Below are 16,189 nucleotides of genomic sequence, written 5' to 3' on the forward strand. Positions count from 1 at the left end.
CCCCTAGTGTGAAACACATGATCCGGACTCTGGCCGTGGAGAACTACCGGTCGCTGCGCCATCTCGTGCTGCCGCTGGGGCGGCTGAACGTCGTCACGGGGGCCAACGGGAGCGGGAAGTCCAGCCTGTACCGGGCGCTGCGGCTGCTGGCCGACTCCTCGCGGAACGGCTCGGTGGCGGCCCTGGCACGGGAGGGCGGGCTCGCCTCGACGCTCTGGGCCGGGCCCGAGGTGATCGGCGGGGCGGTGCGGAGGGGCGAGCGGCCCCTCCAGGGGACCGTCCGGAAGAATCCGGTCAGCCTCAGGCTCGGTTTCTCCGGCGACACGTTCGGCTACGCGATGGATCTCGGGCTGCCCGCACCCGGCGACTCCGTGTTCGCCCTCGATCCGCTGATCAAGGTCGAGGCGTCCTGGAGCGGGCCCGTGCTGCGTCCCGCGGCGCTCCTGGCCCAGCGGCACGGCCAGGTGGTCCAGGTCAGGGAGCGGGGCGGGCAGTGGTACCGGGCGCACACGGGCCTGCAGCCGTTCGACTCGATGCTCAGCGAGGTCTCCGATCCGCAGCGCGCGCCGGATCTGCTGGACCTGCGCGAGCAGATGCGGTCGTGGCGGTTCTACGACCATGTGCGGACCGACTCCGGCGCCCCCGCCCGGGTTCCGCAGGTCGGCACGCGGACCCCGGTGATGAGCGCGGACGGCTCGGACGTGGCGGCCGCTTTGGAGACCATCGCGGAGATCGGTGATCACACCGCGCTCGGCCGGGCCGTCGAGCGCGGCTTCCCGGGATGCCGGCTGGAGATCGCGATCGAGGGCGGCCGGTTCCAGGTGGGCCTGCGGCAGCCGGGGATGCTCCGGCCGCTGCTCGCGCCCGAGCTCTCCGACGGGACCCTGCGCTACCTGCTGTGGTGCGCGGCCCTGCTCACCCCCAGGCCGCCCGAGCTGCTGGTCCTGAACGAACCCGAGACGAGCCTGCATCCCGACCTGCTGGAGGCGCTGGCCGACCTGATCGCGGTCGCGGCGGGCCGGACCCAGATCGTCGTGGTCACCCATGCCCCGCGCCTGGTGGAGGCGCTGGCGAAGGACCCCGATCACGGGGTCCTAGAGCTGTACAAGGACCACGGCGAGACCCGGCTCCGCGACCAGCTCCCCCTGGAGGAACCGCTGTGGCACTGGCCCAAGCGCTGATTTCCACCGGTTTTGCCGAATAAGGGCATGTTCGGGTGGCTGGCCAGGCGGAATTCCGGCGACACTCCCCCTGATACCGGAGAAAAGAGGAGTCTCATGGTCGAGATACCCGCAGGCATGATCCTCTGCCTCATGGCCATCGTCATCGCGATCCTCGTCGCGGCGATCCTTCCCGTCTGGCACTACGCCCACCCCAGCAAGCTCGAACTCCGCATCGAGGCGGACCGGGCCGCCGCCAGGAGGGCCGAACGCGAGAAGCGGATCCCGGCCGGAACGGGCGCCTCCCGGCGCTGAAGGATGTTCGCATCCGCGCCGGTTCGGTCGGTGGCGGCTGCTACGGTCCCGCGCATGCCAACCAGTTACCTTGCCTGGAATGACGCGGTCACCCTCTTCGAGGCGCGGGGAGTGCCGGAGAGCACGTACCGGAACCTGTACGAGGAGGACTACATCCTCGTGTCCGGCCCGGCCGCGGTGAGCGGGGAGCTCCCGATGGACGACCACGAGCGGACGCCGTGGGCTGCTGGGGACACCCCGGACGGTGCGACCGGGTACATCGTCGACGGTGATCTGTCCGTCGACGGAGACCTGGTCGACATCGACGACGGCGCCGCCGCGCTGATCGTCCTGGGTGACCTGCGGGCCAGGAACGTCTACCTCGAGGGCGACATCAAGCTGATCGTCATGGGCGACGTGACCGCAGACGCCTTCGTCGGCGACATGACCGACAAGCTCGTGATGATCCACGGCGATCTGCGGGCCACCGTCGCGATCTTCTGGAACGAGTTCTGCCCCGACCTGATCGGCGGCACCCTGCAAGGCAGGGCCCTCACCCCCGGCTACCTCGACCTCTCCGACGCCCCCATCGGCCGGGTCGTCGACCCCGCGCCCGCCGCTCCCCTCGCCGACCTCCTCGTCCCCGAGCTCCTCGTCACCGCCGACCCCGGCGAACGCGACTTCACCGAGATCGGCGTCCGCGGCGCCACCCTCCGCGAACGCGTCATCGACGGTCAGCCCCTCATCAGGGTCTGATCCTCAACCGGCCCTGATCTCCATGGGGCCGCATCTCACTCGGGCCAGCGGGTTCTGAGCCAGGACAGGGAGGTGCGGCCCTGCGCGGCCTGGAACCCGCGGACGGTCGGCAGGCCCGGAGGCGGCGGCAGCAGGGACTGCCGCACGAAGAAGCCGGTGAGGGCGGTGAGGACGGCCGTCACCCCGGCGGGGTCGGCGCCGCGGGCCGCCGGATGGGCGTCGAAGATCGTCTCGGGGGCCGGTCCGCCCTGCATACGGACGCTGGGGAGCATCGCCATCAGGTCGAACCAGGGGGCGGCGAGCCCGGCCCACGGCCAGTCGACGACATAGACCCGGTCGCCGGTGAGCAGCAGGTTGTCAGCGCGCAGGTCGCCGTGGGCGAGAGTGTCCCCCGCCACCGCGTCGGCCCAGGTCTCCTCGGCCTCCGCCAGCTCCGCGAGGTGGCGGCGCGCCCAGGGATCGACGCGGCCCAGCTCATCGGGCGAGGCGTGGAGCAGGGTGCGCCAACCGTGGAAACCCGCCCCGACGCGCTCGGCCGTCGGCGGCGCCGCCAAGGGAGCGGGAGTGAGGGTCTCGGCGAGGCGTGTCACAGCGTCGAGGACGCGGTCCAGCTCGGCGGGATCCCAGGGCTGGGCGGGCATCCTGCCGTCGATGTCCTCGAAGAGCAGGGCCACCCAGCCGTCGCGGTCGACGGAGCCCAGCAGCCGGGGCGCGGGCACCTCCGGCGGGAGGGCGGAGGCGATCCGGATCTCGGCCCGGTGGATGTCCGGCGAGTCCGGGTTCGCCTCGGCGCTCACGGCCTTCACGAACGCCCGGCTCCCGTCCGTGAGCCGCAGCCGCGCCGCGACCCCGGGAGAGAAGCCCCCGCGTTGCGTGACCGCCTCGGCGACCCGCGCCCCGAGCAGCTCCGCGACCTCCTCGTGCAACCATCCCGGCACTTCCGACCAGGCCAGACGCACTCCGGTGGCGGGCGGTCCGACCTCCACCTCGTCCATGAGGGCATGATCGCACCGGACGCCCGTCCGGCCAACGGATTTGCGCGCGGGCGATCAGGCCGTCTTCTCCAGGAGGGTCTTGAGGGAGGACAGGTAGGAGGGCCAGCCTCCGGAGACCATCGTGACGAGGGTGCTGCCCTCCTCGAAGCCGTCGTGGGTGACGGTGAGCCTGACGCGATCGGCGTCGGGTTCGAGGGCGAAGGTGACCCGGGAGCGGGGCTCGGCGGTGATCTTCGCGAGGGTGTCGGGGTCGATCTCGAAGGAGTCGGACCAGTCCTTGGTGAAGGTGTGCCAGGAGTAGGACAGCCGGCGGTGCGGGTCGTACTCCAGGACCCTGCTGCCGCCGTCGTCGATGGTGACGCCGTTGGCGCGCCAGGTGATGGGAGCGCCCTCGGCCCAGGTCGACTCGAGGGTGTGGCCCCAGTAGTCCTGGGTGAACGCCGGCTCGGTGAGGGCGCGCCAGAGCCGTTCGGCGGTCGTGGTGATGTAGGTCGTGTAGACGAACTCGGGCTTGGACATGCTGGGCTCCTCCAGAGCTTGCTTCAGGGTCGACAGCGCCTGGACGCGCTCGCGGTCGTAGCGGCGGATCCAGCGGTCGGCGATCTCGTTGATGGGGGCGGCGTTGAGGAAATGGAGCTTCTCCCGGCCGCGCCGGAGCGTGGTGATCAGGTTGGCCTCCTGGAGGACGGCCAGGTGCTTGCTGACCGACTGGCGGGTCATGTCCAGGCCGTCGCACAGCTCCCCCAGAGTCTGGCCGTCCCGCGCGTTCAGCCCGTCCAGGAGCCTGCGACGGCTCGGATCGGCCAGCGCCTTGAAGACCAGGTCCACGTCTCTCCCACCTTCCACATGCAGCCTTCCGGCTGCCTTTAATTTAGGCAGCCGGAAGGCTGCATGTCAACCGCTGGGCTCCGGCCGAGCCGAGCGGCGCGTTCCGGGGGCCGGGGGGCGGGGGCGGCTGGCAGGGTGGGGGGATGAGCGATCCGTGGGAGCCCGAGTGGGACGTCAGCCCGTCGCTGGTGGGAGAGCTGCTGGCCGAGCAGTTTCCGGAGGTCGCGCGGGAGCGGATCAGACTTCTCGGCGTGGGCTGGGACAACGTCGTCTACCTGGTCGGCGACGCGTGGGTGTTCCGCTTTCCCCGGCGGGAGATCGCGCTCGCGGGGGTGGCCAGGGAGATCGACGTGCTGCCCGGCCTCGCGCCCTCGCTGCCGCTGCCGATCCCCGTTCCCGAGCTGGTCGGGACCGCGACGGGCCGGTTCCCCCGGCCGTGGTGGGGCGGGCGGCTGGTTCCCGGCAGGGAGCTCGCCGACGCGGCCGTACCGGAGGGATCACGGGAGGAGCTGGGCGTTCAGGTGGGGCGGTTCCTGGCCGCGCTGCACGCCACACCCCCCGCACCCGGACTGCCCGCCGACCCGATGGGCCGCGGTGACGCCCGCAAGCGCGCGGCGATGGCCCGCAGAACCCTCGGCTCGCCGGCCGTCCGGGGCGTCTACGAGGCGGACAGCTCGATCGAGGACCTCCTGGCCGCCGGGGAGAGCCATCCCGGGGGCGGCGCCCGGACCGTGCTGTCCCACGGTGACCTGCACCTGCGGCATCTGCTCGTCGGCTCCGACGGGACCGCCGCCGGAGTGATCGACTGGGGCGACCTGTGCGTGGCCTCCCCCGCGGTCGACCTGTCCCTCGCCTACGCGGGGTTCACCGGGACGGCCCGCGCCGCGCTGCTCGCCGAGTACGGCCCGCTGACGGAGGACGAGGAGACCACGGCGCGGGTCCTCGCCCTCTACCTGTGCGTGACGCTCGCCGGCTACGCCGAGGCCACCCAGCGCCATGCCCTCCTGGAGGAGGCGATCGCCGGGATCGGACGGAGTGTCACCGCCTGACGTCACAATGGGGCGATGGACGCCGAAGCGTGGGACCGCAGGTACGCGGCACAGGATCTGTTGTGGTCGGTCGAGCCGAACCGGTTCGTGGCCGAGGAACTCGCCGCGCTGCCGCCGGGCAGGGCGCTCGACCTCGCCTGCGGCGAGGGCAGGAACGCCCTGTGGCTGGCCTCGCTCGGCTGGCGGGCGACCGCGGCCGACTTCTCCGGCGTCGCGGTCGGGCGGGGACGCGAACTCGACCCGGACGGCCTGGTCGAGTGGCGCGTGGAGGACCTGACGACCTGGGAGTTCCCCGAGGCCGATCTCGTGCTCGTCGCCTATCTGCACCTCCCCGAGCGGGAGATGGCCGCCGTGCTCGGCAGGGCGGCGCGTGCGGTCGCGCCCGGCGGCACCCTCTTCTTCGTCGGGCACGACCGGACCAATCTCACCGAGGGCGTGGGCGGGCCGCAGGATCCGGCGATCCTGCACTCCCCCGGCTCCGTCGCGGACGCGCTGACCGGGCTCAGGATCGAGCGTGCCGAGCGGGTGAGGCGTCCGGTGGGCGATCGGACGGCCGTCGACACGCTGGTGCGGGCCGTCCGGGAGTGAGACGGCGGGAACCGTTCCGTCCGCGGGGCACTCTAAGCTCTAGTAGTGCTCATAGTGAGAGGAACGCGCATGAGAGAGCGGATACGGGGCTGCCTGCTCGGCGGCGCGATCGGCGACGCGCTGGGGGCGCCGATCGAGTTCCAGAGCCTGGCGGAGATCCGCCGGATCCATGGCGAGAACGGCGTCGAGAGCTTCGTCTGGCACGACAGCGGACGGCTCGGGGTCGTCACCGACGACACGCAGATGACCCTCTTCACCGTCGAGGGGATCCTGCGGGCCGCCGGTGACGTCCCCGCGTCGGTGTTCGCCGCGCACCGCCGCTGGTACGCCACCCAGATCCTGCCGTTCCCCTCCCGCGGCCGGATCGATCTGCCGGTCGGCGACGTCCTGCTCGACGGCGGGCTCGGCGACGAGGCGTGGCTCTACGCCCGCCGAGCCCCCGGCAACGCCTGTCTGTCGGGCCTGCGCTCCGGGCGCCGGGCCACCCTCGACGAGCCCGCCAACCCCGACTCCAAGGGCTGCGGGGCCGTCATGCGGTCGGCGCCGTTCGGGCTGGTTCCCGCCTGGACTCCCGGAGAGGCCTTCGCTCTGGCGTCCGAGTGCGGGGCCCAGACGCACGGCCATCCGTCCGGCCATCTCGCGGCGGGGGCGCTGGCCGCCCTCACCCGTCTCCTCCTGGACGGCCTGACGCTCGAGGAGGCCGTGAACGTGGCCCTCGGGCTGCTCGCCACCCGTCCCGGCCACGAGGAGACGGCCGGGGCACTGCGCCGCGCCCTCGAGGCTCCGCGTGACAAGCCGTCCGCTGAGCTGCTCGAGACCCTGGGCGCCGGCTGGATCGCCGAGGAGGCGCTGGCCATGTCCGTCTACTGCGCGCTCGCCCATCCCGGGAGCGTCCGGGACGCGCTGCTGCTGGCCGTCAACCACTCCGGCGACAGCGACTCCACCGGTGCCATCACCGGCAACCTCCTCGGCACCGCGCTCGGCGAGTCCGCTCTTCCGCGGGCGTGGGCGGACGCGGTCGAGGGCGCGGCCACGACCGTCCGGCTGGCCGACGAGCTCGCCGCCCTGGAGGCCTGACTCAGCCGGACACCGCCCGGGCCAGCGCCTCGAGCCCCGGACGGAGGTCGGCCGCCGAGATCGCGCCGAAACCCAGGGTCAGTCCCGGCCCCGCCGCGGACCCGAACATCGACAGCGGGAAGACCGCCGCCCCGAGCGCGGCGGCCCGCGCGGCCACGGCGGTGTCGTCGGTGCCCGGCGGCAGGCGCGCGCTGAGGTGGAGGCCCGCCGCGGTCGGCACCGGAGTGAGCTCCGGGGGCAGCCCCGCCAGCAGCAGCCCGCGGCGCACGGCGTACTCGCGCCGCATCCGCCGCACGTGGCGGATGAACGAGCCCTCGGTGAGGAACGCGGCCAGCGCCGCCTGCTCGGGCAGCGGGACATGCCAGTCCGTGACGTACTTGGCGGTCCTCAGCGCACGCCGCAGGGAGGGCGGCGCGACGAGGAAGCCCAGGCGGAGGATCGGCAGCATCGACTTGGAGAACGAGCCGACATAGACCACCCGGCCGGAGGGGTCCAGGGAGTGCAGGGCCTCCAGCGGACGGCCCGAGAAGCGGAACTCGCTGTCGTAGTCGTCCTCGATGAGCACCGCGTCGTGCCGCTCCGCCCAGGCCAGGAGGGCCACCCGCCGCCCCGCCGACATCGGCATGCCCAGCGGGAACTGGTGGGACGGGGTCAGGAACACCAGCCGGGCGTCGTCGGGAAGGGCGTCGACGACCAGGCCCTCGCCGTCGACCGGAACCCTGGCGACCGTCATGCCCGCGGCGGTCAGCGCGTGCCGGACCGGCGGATAACCCGGATCCTCCACCGCGGCGATCGAGCCGGGTGGGAGCAGCACCCGGGCGATGAGGCCGACCGCCTGCTGTGCACCGGCCGTGACCAGGACGTCGAGCGGGTCGGCCCGCACCGAGCGCGCCACCGCCACATGCCGGGCGATCGCCTCCCGCAGGCCCGGGTGCCCGGCCGGATCGCCGTACATCCCGGTGCCCACCGCTCCCGCCCTGAGCTCGGCGGTGAGCAGCCGCCGCCAGGTCGCCCACGGGAACATCCGCACGTCGGGATGGCCGGGACGGAAGTCGTAGCGGGGCCGCTCGGCCAGGTCGATCGGCGCGGTGAGGGAGTCCCAGACGGGCAGCGGTCTCAGCGCACCCGGCACGGGCTGCGCCGGGCGCCCCGCGAACCCCGGCGCGACGAAGGTCCCCGAACCGATCCGCGTGGTCAGGAAGCCCTCGGCGGCGAGCCGGTCGTAGGCGGCGCTGACCGTGTTCCGCGCGACCCCGAGCCCCGCGGCCAGCTCGCGCGTGGCGGGCAGCGCGGCCCCCGCCCGCAGCCGTCCCTCCAGGATCGCGTCTCGGAGCTGCCGGTAGATCTGCCCCGACAGATCCCGCCGGTCTCCCAGCACGACGTGAACATCCACGCGACCACCCTAATCGGCCCAGTGCGGATCCCCTCGAATCGGATCTGCCGCGGAGCCACTCACCGTTCTAGCCTCGAGATCATGGACCTCAACGATCTGCACCGCCGTTCCCTGGAGGATCTCGGCGCCTTCGTCTTCGCCGCCAAGCCCGCCGACCTCGCGGCCCCGACGCCCTGCGCGGGATGGGACCTCCGTGCCCTGATCGGACATCTCGTCGCGGAGAACCGGGGCTTCGCCTCCGCGATCGGCGGCCCCGGCGACTGGACCGACGACCGTCTCGGTGACGACCCCGCCGAGACCTTCGCCGAGACGGCCCGCGAGGTCGTCGGCGTCTTCACCGACCTCGAGCGGCAGTGGAGCGTCCGGGAGTTCGGGACCTTCCCGGGGAAGATCGCCATCCGCATGCACTTCATCGACAACGTCGCCCACTCCTGGGACGTCGCCAGGGCCCTGGACCTTCCCTGGTCGCCCGAGGCCGGCCTCGCCGAGGCGGCCCTGACGACCGTCCTGGCCTTTCCGCTCAGCCGCGGTCCCGGCGAGGCGTTCGCCGCGGAGGTGGACCTGCCCGCCGGGGCCTCCGCCGCCGACCGCTTCCTCGCCTACACCGGACGCGACCCCCGGTGACGGGCTGGACGTCCTATGTCGCGCTCGGCGACAGCTTCAGCGAAGGGGTCGGGGATCCGCTCGCCGACGGGAGCCTTCGAGGCTGGGCGGATCTCGTGGCCGGGGGCCTCGGGATCCGGTACGCCAACCTCGCGGTGCGCGGGCGGAGGCTGGACGAGATCGTCGGGTCACAGGTCGGGGCGGCGATCGAGCTCGGGCCCGATCTCGTGTCGCTGACGGCCGGCGGCAACGACGCGCTCCGGCCGGGGTTCGACGCCGCCGACCTCATGAACCGGTTCGAGGCGGCGGTGGAACTCCTAACCACCTCGGGCGCGACCGTGCTGCTGTTCCGCTTCCCCGATCTGAGCGCCCGGCTGCCTCTGCGCCGGATCCTGCGGCCGCGGATCGCCGCCATGAACGAGGCGATCTCCGCGCTGGCCCGTCGGCACGGCGCGCTCGTCGTGGACCTGGCGGCCGATCCCGCGCTGGACTCCCCCGCGCTCTGGTCGGCGGACCGGATCCATCTGAACGCCGCGGGCCACCGGCGGGTCGCCGAGCACGTCCTGGCCGTGCTGAACGGCGTGGAACCGGAACCCGCCACCGTCCCGGCCGCCCCGGCCGGTTCGGGCGGCTCGGATCTGCGGTGGGCCCTCGACCATCTGCGGCCGTGGCTGGGACGGCGGCTGCGCGGCCGCTCCTCCGGTGACGGCCTCGGTGCGAAGCGGCCCGAACCCGCCCCGATGTTCTCGGGAGGACAAACCGGAGTCCGGTGACACAGTGCGGGGGCCCCGGCCGTGGTCGGATGGGGGGATGACGCCTCCTCTTCGCTTCTGGGACCGGCTGCCGGGGCACGTGCGGCAGCGGCTGCTGACCGAGCACCGGGTCGAGACCCATCCCGCGCGGAGCGCTTTGCAGCTCCAGGGCATGCTCGCCGAGGACGTCATCGTCTTCCGCGGCGGCCACGCGCTGGAGCTGCGCAGGACCGGCCGCGACGGGCAGCCCGCGGTGATCGGCCTGCTCGGCCCGGGGGACGCGGCCGGGCTGCACGTGCTGTCGGGGCATCCGCAGCGGGCGGACATCGTCGGGGTGGGGCGGGGCGGGCTCGAGGTGCTGCGGATCCCGCAGGCCAGGTTCCGGCAGCTCGCCGAGGAGCACCGGGAGGTCACGGCCGCCGTCCTGCGGACCACGGATGACCGGCACACCCACGAGGGGCTGCGGCTGGCCCTCGCCCTGTCCCCCGACGTGGGCGCCGACCAGCGGCTGGCCGTCCATCTCGTGGAGCTCGCCGAGCGGTTCGGGCGGCTCCAGGCCGGCGGCGCGGTCCTCGACGTCGGCCTCACCCAGGAGGAGCTCGGCCGGTACGCGGGCGTCACGCGGTCACGGACGAACCGGACCCTCAGCCGCTTCCGCGAGCGCGGCCTGCTCGGCGCGAACTGGCGCTACATCGCCGATCTCCAGGGCCTGCGCCATCTCGCCGGGGCCTACGACGACCTCTGGTCGGTCACGCGCGGCCGCCGCGACCCCTACGACGAGCCCGCCGACCTCGCCCTCGAACCCGCGGCGCTGCCCTCCGGGCTCGGGTGGCCCCGGCCGTCGCGGATCCTGGGCGACGTGCGGCACTTCACCGGCCGCCGGGCCGAGCTCGGGCACATGCGCGAGGTGCTGCTGCGCACCCCCGGACCGCGCGTAGCGGTGCTGTACGGGCCGTCCGGCTCGGGGAAGACCGCGCTGGCCGCCCGGTTCGGCAAGCTGTTCTCCGAGCACTTCCCCGACTGCCAGATCTCCGTGGACGTCCGGGACCACTCGATCGCGACCACGCTCGGTGCCATCCTGCGCGCCCTCGGTGTGCCCGGCGAGACAGTCCCACGCGGCGAGGAGGAGCTGACCGACCTCTACCGCAGGCTGGTCGCCGACCGGAGCATCCTGCTCGTCCTCGATGACGCGGGCGACGCCGAGCAGGTCAGAAGGCTGCTGCCGCGCACCCCGTCCTGTGCGGTGATCGTCACCTCGCCGGAGCCCCTGCACGGCGTCGGCGCGGAGAACGTGCCGGTCGGACCGCTGAGCGAGGACGACGCCGTCGCCCTCGTCCACAAGATCGCTCCCAGCGCGTCGGAGACGGCCGGAGCCGACCTGGCGCGGCTGTGCGAGTTCCATCCGCTGGCGGTGGCCGTCGCCGCACCCGGGTTCCAGGGACTCCCGCCGCGGGCCCCCGACTCCTCCGGCCTCGGCTCGGCCCTGATCATGGCCTACCGGCGCCTGCCCGACGACCGGCGCCATCTCTTCCGGTTCGCCGCCCTCACCACCGGGCCCGACTTCTCCGTCGAGGCCCTCGCCGCGCTGCTCGGCTGGCCGGAGCAGCGCGCCTCCGAGGAACTGGCCGAGCTCGCCCACGTCAACCTCGTCACCAGGACCGGGCACCGGCGCTTCCGGCAGCACGGGCTCCTGCGGCGCTTCGCGCTGGAGCGCGTCCGGCTCGAGAACAACGAGAGCGACCGCGACGAGGCCGTCGAGCGGCTGCTCGGCTACTACCTCACCGGGGCCCAGCACCACGGCGACGTCCTCGGCCGCCACCGCCGGGCGCTTCACCACCCCCTCCCCGACGGCGGATGGGGGCAGTCCTCGCGGGGCGCGGGCCTGCCCGGCGATCTCGAGACCGGAGATCCGGACGGGCGGATGGGCGCCCTGGAGTGGCTGGAGCGCGAGCGGCTCTGCCTGATCGCCGCCGTCAGGGTGGCGGCGGAGACCGGACGCCACGCGGTCGCCTACGGCCTGGCCGACGCCTGCTACGACGTCCTGGAGCTCCAGCGGTTCGGGCGGGGCAACCTGGAGATCCACCGGATCGGGCTGCGGTCGGCGCAGCTCGTCGGGGACCAGCGGGCCATCGGGCACATGCTGCACCAGCTCGGCGTGGTCAGCTTCGCGGTCGGCCGCAACCTCGAGGCGATCGCCTACGAGTGGATGGCCGCCCAGGTGTTCGCCGAGCGTGGCGACACCCACGGCGAGGCCGTCGTGCACCAGCAGATCGCGGCCGTCTACCAGGTCCTCGACCGGCACACCGAGGCGCTCGCCGGGGCCGAGTACGCGCGGAAGCTGCACGGCGCGGCGGGCGACGGACGCGGCGAGGCCACCGCGCTGGTCCGGCTGACCACGAGCCTGCGCACCCAGGGCCGCTACGCCGAGGCGCTGGAGTGCGCCGAGCTCGCGCTCGATCTCTACCGCGCGGCCGGTGACCGCAGGGGCGAGGCCGACGCGCTGCGCGCCCGCGCCGACGTCCGCTGCGAACGCCACCAGTGGGTCGACACCGAACGCGACGTCTACCAGGCCCTCGCCATCAGCGAGCAGGCGCAGGACGGGGTGGGCGAGGCCTGGGCGTACATCATGCTCGCCCGGATCAGCCGTCCGCTGGGCGCCTACCTCGACGGCCTCGAACACGGCCGCAAGGCCCTCGACCTGTGCCGGGGCGCGGGCGATCGGCACGGCGAGGGCTGGGCCAGGATCGGCCTGGGCCGCCTGCTCATCGACTGCGCCGACCTCGACGGCGCCCTCGCCCAGCTCGACCCGGCGCTCCAGGCGCACACCGAGATCGACCATCCGCGCGGCCAGGTCGCCGCCCGCATCGGCATCGCGATCGTCCTGCAGCGCCGCGGGCGGCTGCACGAGGCGCGCAGCCATCTCGAGCAGGCCCTGTCGCTGGCCCGCCAGATCGGCGACCGGACCGGCGAGGCCCGCGCCCTGGAGGAGCTCGCGACGACGCTGCGCCGCCTCGACCAGCTCAAGGATGCGATGATCTTCAGCCAGATCGCGTTGAAGGCCTGGCGGTCCCTCGACCACCGGCGGGGGATGGCGACCGTCCTGGGCGGCATCGCCCGCATCCATCTGCGGGCGGGCCGCACCGACGAGGCGCTGGAGGCCTGCGACGAGGCCGAGGAGCTGCGGGCCGCGCTCGGGGACCGGGCGGGCCTCGGCCGGCTCGGCGACACCCGGGCCCGGGTGCTGTCCCGGAACGGCCGCCTCGACGAGGCCCTGGCCTCGGTCGACGCGGCGCTCCCCCGGCTGCGGGCAGGTGCCGCCCAGTTCCACCTCGCCGAGGCCTGCCGGGTGCGGGCCTCGATCCTGCTCAAGCTCGGACGCCTCGACGAGGCCGCCGAGCAGGCCGCCGAGGCGCTGTCCCGGGCCCGCGACCTCGGGGACGGCCAGACGGAGTCGGCGGCGCTGAAGGTCATCGGACGGGTCCACCAGCGCGAGCAGGCCCACGCCAAGGCCCTCGACGCCCTCCGTCAGGCCGACCGGGTCCTCGTCGGCGTCGATGACCAGGGCGGCCGCATCCCTCTCCTCGAGGCCATGGCCGTCTCCCACGAGCATCTCGGCGACGACACCGGAGCGGCCCGCTGCCGCCGCCGCGCCGAGGAACTCCGCCGCTGGCTGGCCCTCCCGGAACCGGGTCAGGGCCTGTACTGACGTCGAGACCGGCCCTAGCCGGTGCGGAGGCGCTCGCGGGCCACGTCGGTGAGGGGCTGGTAGGTGCCGTCCTCGGCGCGGAAGTAGGCCGTGCCCTCCGCCGGGACGCCCTCGGCGCGGAGCCCGGCGGTGAGCAGGCGGGCGTAGGCGTTGGCGGGGAGCTCGTCGACGACCCGGATCAGCGAGGGGCCGTCGTCGGGGAAGGCCGCGGTGAAGTCGGCGGCGCCGACCGGGGTCCGGAGCGTCACGGCGGCGGCGAGCAGCTCGAAGCGGCCCGAAGGGATGCCGTAGGCCACGGCCAGGTCGACGCCGGGGACGTCGCCGATGCGGTCCCGCGCCAGGCCGGTGGGGACCGGGCCCTTCGGGGTGCGCACCAGCTCTCCCGCGCGGCCGACCATCCAGTAGTCGCCGTCCCGGTCGCGCTGGAACAGATCGCCGGTCGGCGCCCACGAGTCGCCGGCGGCGAACACGCCGCGCAGCGGGTCGGGGGCGGTCGCGCCGCGGGCCAGCAGCATGCCGGTCTCGCCGGGTCCGCAGCGGACCGCGAAGCCGTCGGATCCCGGCACGAGCATGCCCCGCTTCAGGTCGTAGGCGGCGATCCGGACGCGGGCCGAGCCCGGCAGCGGCCGTCCCAGCGAGCCGGTCTTCTTGCCCGTGACGTTGACCAGCACGACCTCGCCCGAGGTCGAGGCGTAGAACTCCAGGACGCGGGCGGGCGCGAACCTGGTCTCCAGCCGCCGCCACAGGCCTCGCGGCATTCCCGAGCCGATGAACAGGCGGACCGCGTGGTGCCGCTCACCGGGATGGGGCGGCGCCTCGGCCAGGCCGTGGAGCAGGGTCCAGGTGTAGGAGACGACGGTGACGCCGTAGCGGCGGGCCTCGTCCCAGAAGGTCGCCGGATCGTAGTGGCGGGCCAGCGCGATGCGTGAGCCGCCCGCGACCGCGCCGCCGATGGCCGTCAGGATCGCCGACGGGTGGTGCAGCGGGGTGAGGCTGTAGACGGTGTCGGCCGGGGACAGGGCCGCGCTTCCGGCCGTCCCGAACGCCGACAGCGCCCAGCGCCGGTTGGTGATCCGGCTGGCCCTCGTCGCCTCGCCCTCGCCGGTGAACAGCACGAAGGCGACGTCGCTCGCGCAACCGGGGTTCGGTTCGTACCAGCCGGGCAGCTCGACCTCGGCCGGGTCGATCCGCTCCATGTCGGGGAGCCCGGGAGCGCGCTCGCCCGAGCCCAGCAGATGGACCTCCGGCCCCCGGGGAAGATCCGCGGCGAGTGGGGCGTGCTCGGGATCGGCGATGATCCGCCTGACCTGGCCGAGTTCCACCTCCCGTGCCAGGTCGCCCTGCGGCCGCAGCATGACGGCCACCGCGCCGAGCCTGCTCAGCGCCGCGACGACCGCCAGCGCGCTCGGCCGGGTCCCCATCAGCACACCGACGTGGTCGCCCTGCCGGACGCCCATCGAGATCAGCCCGCGCACGACGCTGTCGATGCGCCGTTTGGCCGCCGCCTGGGTGTGGGCCCGGTCCTCATAGAGGAACAGGATGTCGCCCGGGGCCCGGCGCGCCCGCTCGTCGAGGAGCAGCGCCAGCGACATGCGGGTGTCCGGTGCGATCCGTTCCAGCCGGGCCAGCCTCGGCAGCAGCGCCACGGCCTCCTCTCCCAGGTGGACCGCCCCCTTGACGGCCGAGGTCGCGGCATCGGTCACCGACCGGGCCGCTCCGACCCCCACCTGGACGGCCAGATCCATCCCGTAGGCCGTCCGGCCGCCCTTGCGCTTCTCCTCGCGGACCGGCCCGACCTCCTGCGGGACCATGCCCTGCCCCGCCCGCCAGTGCACCCAGCCGGCGACGATCGGCCAGGTGGAGCGGGCGGCTCCCGCACCGGCGACCAGCCCGAAATGCCCGGTCCGCACGCACACCTCGAAGACGTCGGCGCGCGGCGCGGCCCTGGTGATCCCGCGGACCATCGCGGTCGGCGCGATCTCGTCGACCTCGCCGACGAAGACGAGGATCGGGCAGGAGATGTCGGCGAGCGTCACGAGGCGCCCGCCGATCACGAACCCGCCCTTGAGCATCCGGTTGTGGCCGACGAACTGCCGCAGGAACTCCATGAGGGCGGGACCGGGCCAGGCCACCCAGCCCTCGCTGGCCATGAACCGGCGCTGCCGCTCCCGCGGCGCGAGGACCTCGCGGTCGTGCAGCTGGAGCAGGAACTCGATCCGGTTCCGGACGGACTTGGTCGGGCTCAGCACCTGGAAACCGAGCCGGGTCACCCAGCCGGGGACCGCGAACTCGGGAATGTGGTCGGCGAGCTGGACGACCGGGTCCTTGGGGATCCAGTCGGGGACGCCGAAGGGGTTGGCGGCGTCGAGGTCGGCGGGGCTGCCGAACGTGACCAGGGACTCGATGCCGTCGCTGCGGCGGTAGGCGGCGGCCTGGTAGGCGAACATGCCGCCCTGGGAGTAGCCCGACAGATGGACGTCGCGGCCGGTGACCTCGCGGATCCGGTCGATGGCGTCGCTGATCGCCAGCACGTGGTCGGTGATGGTCCGCTCGAGCCCGCCCGGCTCCTTCTCGGGGTGCCCGAAGTCGACGACCCACGGATCGACGCCGAGGTCGTGCAGGACGGCGACGGCGCTGGCCGCCGGGGCGATGTCGTAGATCTCCGCGGTGAGCATGAGCGGCGGGATCAGCAGCATGACCGGACGGTCTTCGAGGACGTCGGGGAAGTAACGGCGCAGCCGGTAGACGGGCTGCTCGGCGACGACCTGATAGGGGCTGGCCTGCTCGTCGGTCCGCAGGCCGCCGAACCTGGCGACCTCCAGAGCGTTCTGTGCGGTCGCGCTCAAGCCGCGCGCCAGCCTCGTTCCGAATCCGATCATTTCGCCCATCACCTCACCATCGTCGCGGCATTCGCTTCTTACAGTCAACGTTGCCGGTTTCCGTGATCAACCACACCCCCGCGTATTGACAATATGTCAATACATGCCC

13 protein-coding genes are annotated in these 16,189 nt (G+C 73.6%); 9 read left to right on the forward strand and 4 right to left on the reverse strand.

Translation table 11 applies throughout. From position 1 onward, the window contains the following. Positions 1-17 precede the first annotated feature (17 nt). From ABD785_RS14680 to ABD785_RS14690, 3 genes are all read left to right on the forward strand, one after another. Positions 18-1,181, forward strand: coding sequence for an AAA family ATPase (locus tag ABD785_RS14680; protein ID WP_344827936.1), 1,164 nt, complete (start codon positions 18-20; stop codon positions 1,179-1,181). Between the two features lie 96 nt (positions 1,182-1,277). After that, entirely contained in the window at positions 1,278-1,475 is a 198-nt protein-coding gene (locus ABD785_RS14685; protein ID WP_344827939.1) for a hypothetical protein, read from the forward strand. Positions 1,476-1,529: 54 nt separating this feature from the next. Further along, on the forward strand, positions 1,530-2,210 hold the full coding sequence (locus ABD785_RS14690) for a bactofilin family protein (protein WP_344827944.1): 681 nt from the start codon (positions 1,530-1,532) through the stop codon (positions 2,208-2,210). 35 nt (positions 2,211-2,245) lie between these two features. Here ABD785_RS14690 and ABD785_RS14695 read toward each other — a convergent pair whose 3' ends face one another. Next, a complete protein-coding gene (locus ABD785_RS14695; protein WP_344827948.1) occupies positions 2,246-3,205 on the reverse strand; it encodes a phosphotransferase family protein in 960 nt (319 codons plus the stop codon). Between the two features lie 54 nt (positions 3,206-3,259). Then, positions 3,260-4,033 (reverse strand): ArsR/SmtB family transcription factor, encoded by a 774-nt coding sequence (locus tag ABD785_RS14700; RefSeq protein ID WP_344827951.1) that lies wholly within the window; start codon positions 4,031-4,033, stop codon positions 3,260-3,262. Positions 4,034-4,176: 143 nt separating this feature from the next. On the opposite strand from ABD785_RS14700, the gene ABD785_RS14705 reads away from it, so the two are divergent. From ABD785_RS14705 to ABD785_RS14715, 3 genes are all read left to right on the forward strand, one after another. Next, the gene (locus ABD785_RS14705; RefSeq protein ID WP_344827954.1) at positions 4,177-5,082 is read left to right on the forward strand and encodes a phosphotransferase; all 906 of its coding nucleotides are present in this window, start codon (positions 4,177-4,179) and stop codon (positions 5,080-5,082) included. Positions 5,083-5,097: 15 nt separating this feature from the next. After that, positions 5,098-5,670: a class I SAM-dependent methyltransferase gene (locus ABD785_RS14710; protein ID WP_344827959.1), complete on the forward strand. Its 573-nt coding sequence runs from the start codon at positions 5,098-5,100 to the stop codon at positions 5,668-5,670. A 69-nt stretch (positions 5,671-5,739) separates the two neighbouring features. After that, positions 5,740-6,747, forward strand: coding sequence for an ADP-ribosylglycohydrolase family protein (locus tag ABD785_RS14715; protein WP_344827963.1), 1,008 nt, complete (start codon positions 5,740-5,742; stop codon positions 6,745-6,747). Position 6,748: 1 nt separating this feature from the next. On the opposite strand, the gene pdxR is transcribed toward ABD785_RS14715, so the two are convergent. Then, positions 6,749-8,140, reverse strand: coding sequence for a MocR-like pyridoxine biosynthesis transcription factor PdxR (pdxR, locus tag ABD785_RS14720; protein ID WP_344827966.1), 1,392 nt, complete (start codon positions 8,138-8,140; stop codon positions 6,749-6,751). 81 nt (positions 8,141-8,221) lie between these two features. Between pdxR and ABD785_RS14725 the strand changes: the two genes are divergently transcribed. The 3 genes from ABD785_RS14725 to ABD785_RS14735 are packed head-to-tail and all read left to right on the forward strand — an operon-like array spanning position 8,222 to position 13,201. After that, entirely contained in the window at positions 8,222-8,764 is a 543-nt protein-coding gene (locus tag ABD785_RS14725) for a TIGR03086 family metal-binding protein (RefSeq protein WP_344827969.1), read from the forward strand. After that, positions 8,761-9,516 carry an SGNH/GDSL hydrolase family protein gene (locus ABD785_RS14730; protein WP_344827974.1) on the forward strand — a complete coding sequence of 252 codons (756 nt, stop codon included), beginning with the start codon at positions 8,761-8,763 and terminating at the stop codon, positions 9,514-9,516. The genes ABD785_RS14725 and ABD785_RS14730 overlap by 4 nt, the downstream gene beginning before the upstream one ends. 37 nt (positions 9,517-9,553) lie before the next feature. Then, positions 9,554-13,201 (forward strand): tetratricopeptide repeat protein, encoded by a 3,648-nt coding sequence (locus ABD785_RS14735; RefSeq protein WP_344827978.1) that lies wholly within the window; start codon positions 9,554-9,556, stop codon positions 13,199-13,201. Positions 13,202-13,215: 14 nt separating this feature from the next. Here the strand turns inward: ABD785_RS14735 and ABD785_RS14740 are convergent, their stop codons facing one another. Continuing rightward, complete coding sequence (locus tag ABD785_RS14740) at positions 13,216-16,080, reverse strand: AMP-binding protein (RefSeq protein ID WP_344827982.1); 2,865 nt, start codon at positions 16,078-16,080, stop codon at positions 13,216-13,218. Positions 16,081-16,189 lie beyond the last annotated feature (109 nt).

It is taken from the genome of Actinocorallia longicatena, from assembly GCF_039534125.1.
In the GTDB taxonomy this organism is placed as follows: Bacteria; Actinomycetota; Actinomycetes; order Streptosporangiales; family Streptosporangiaceae; genus Actinocorallia; species Actinocorallia longicatena.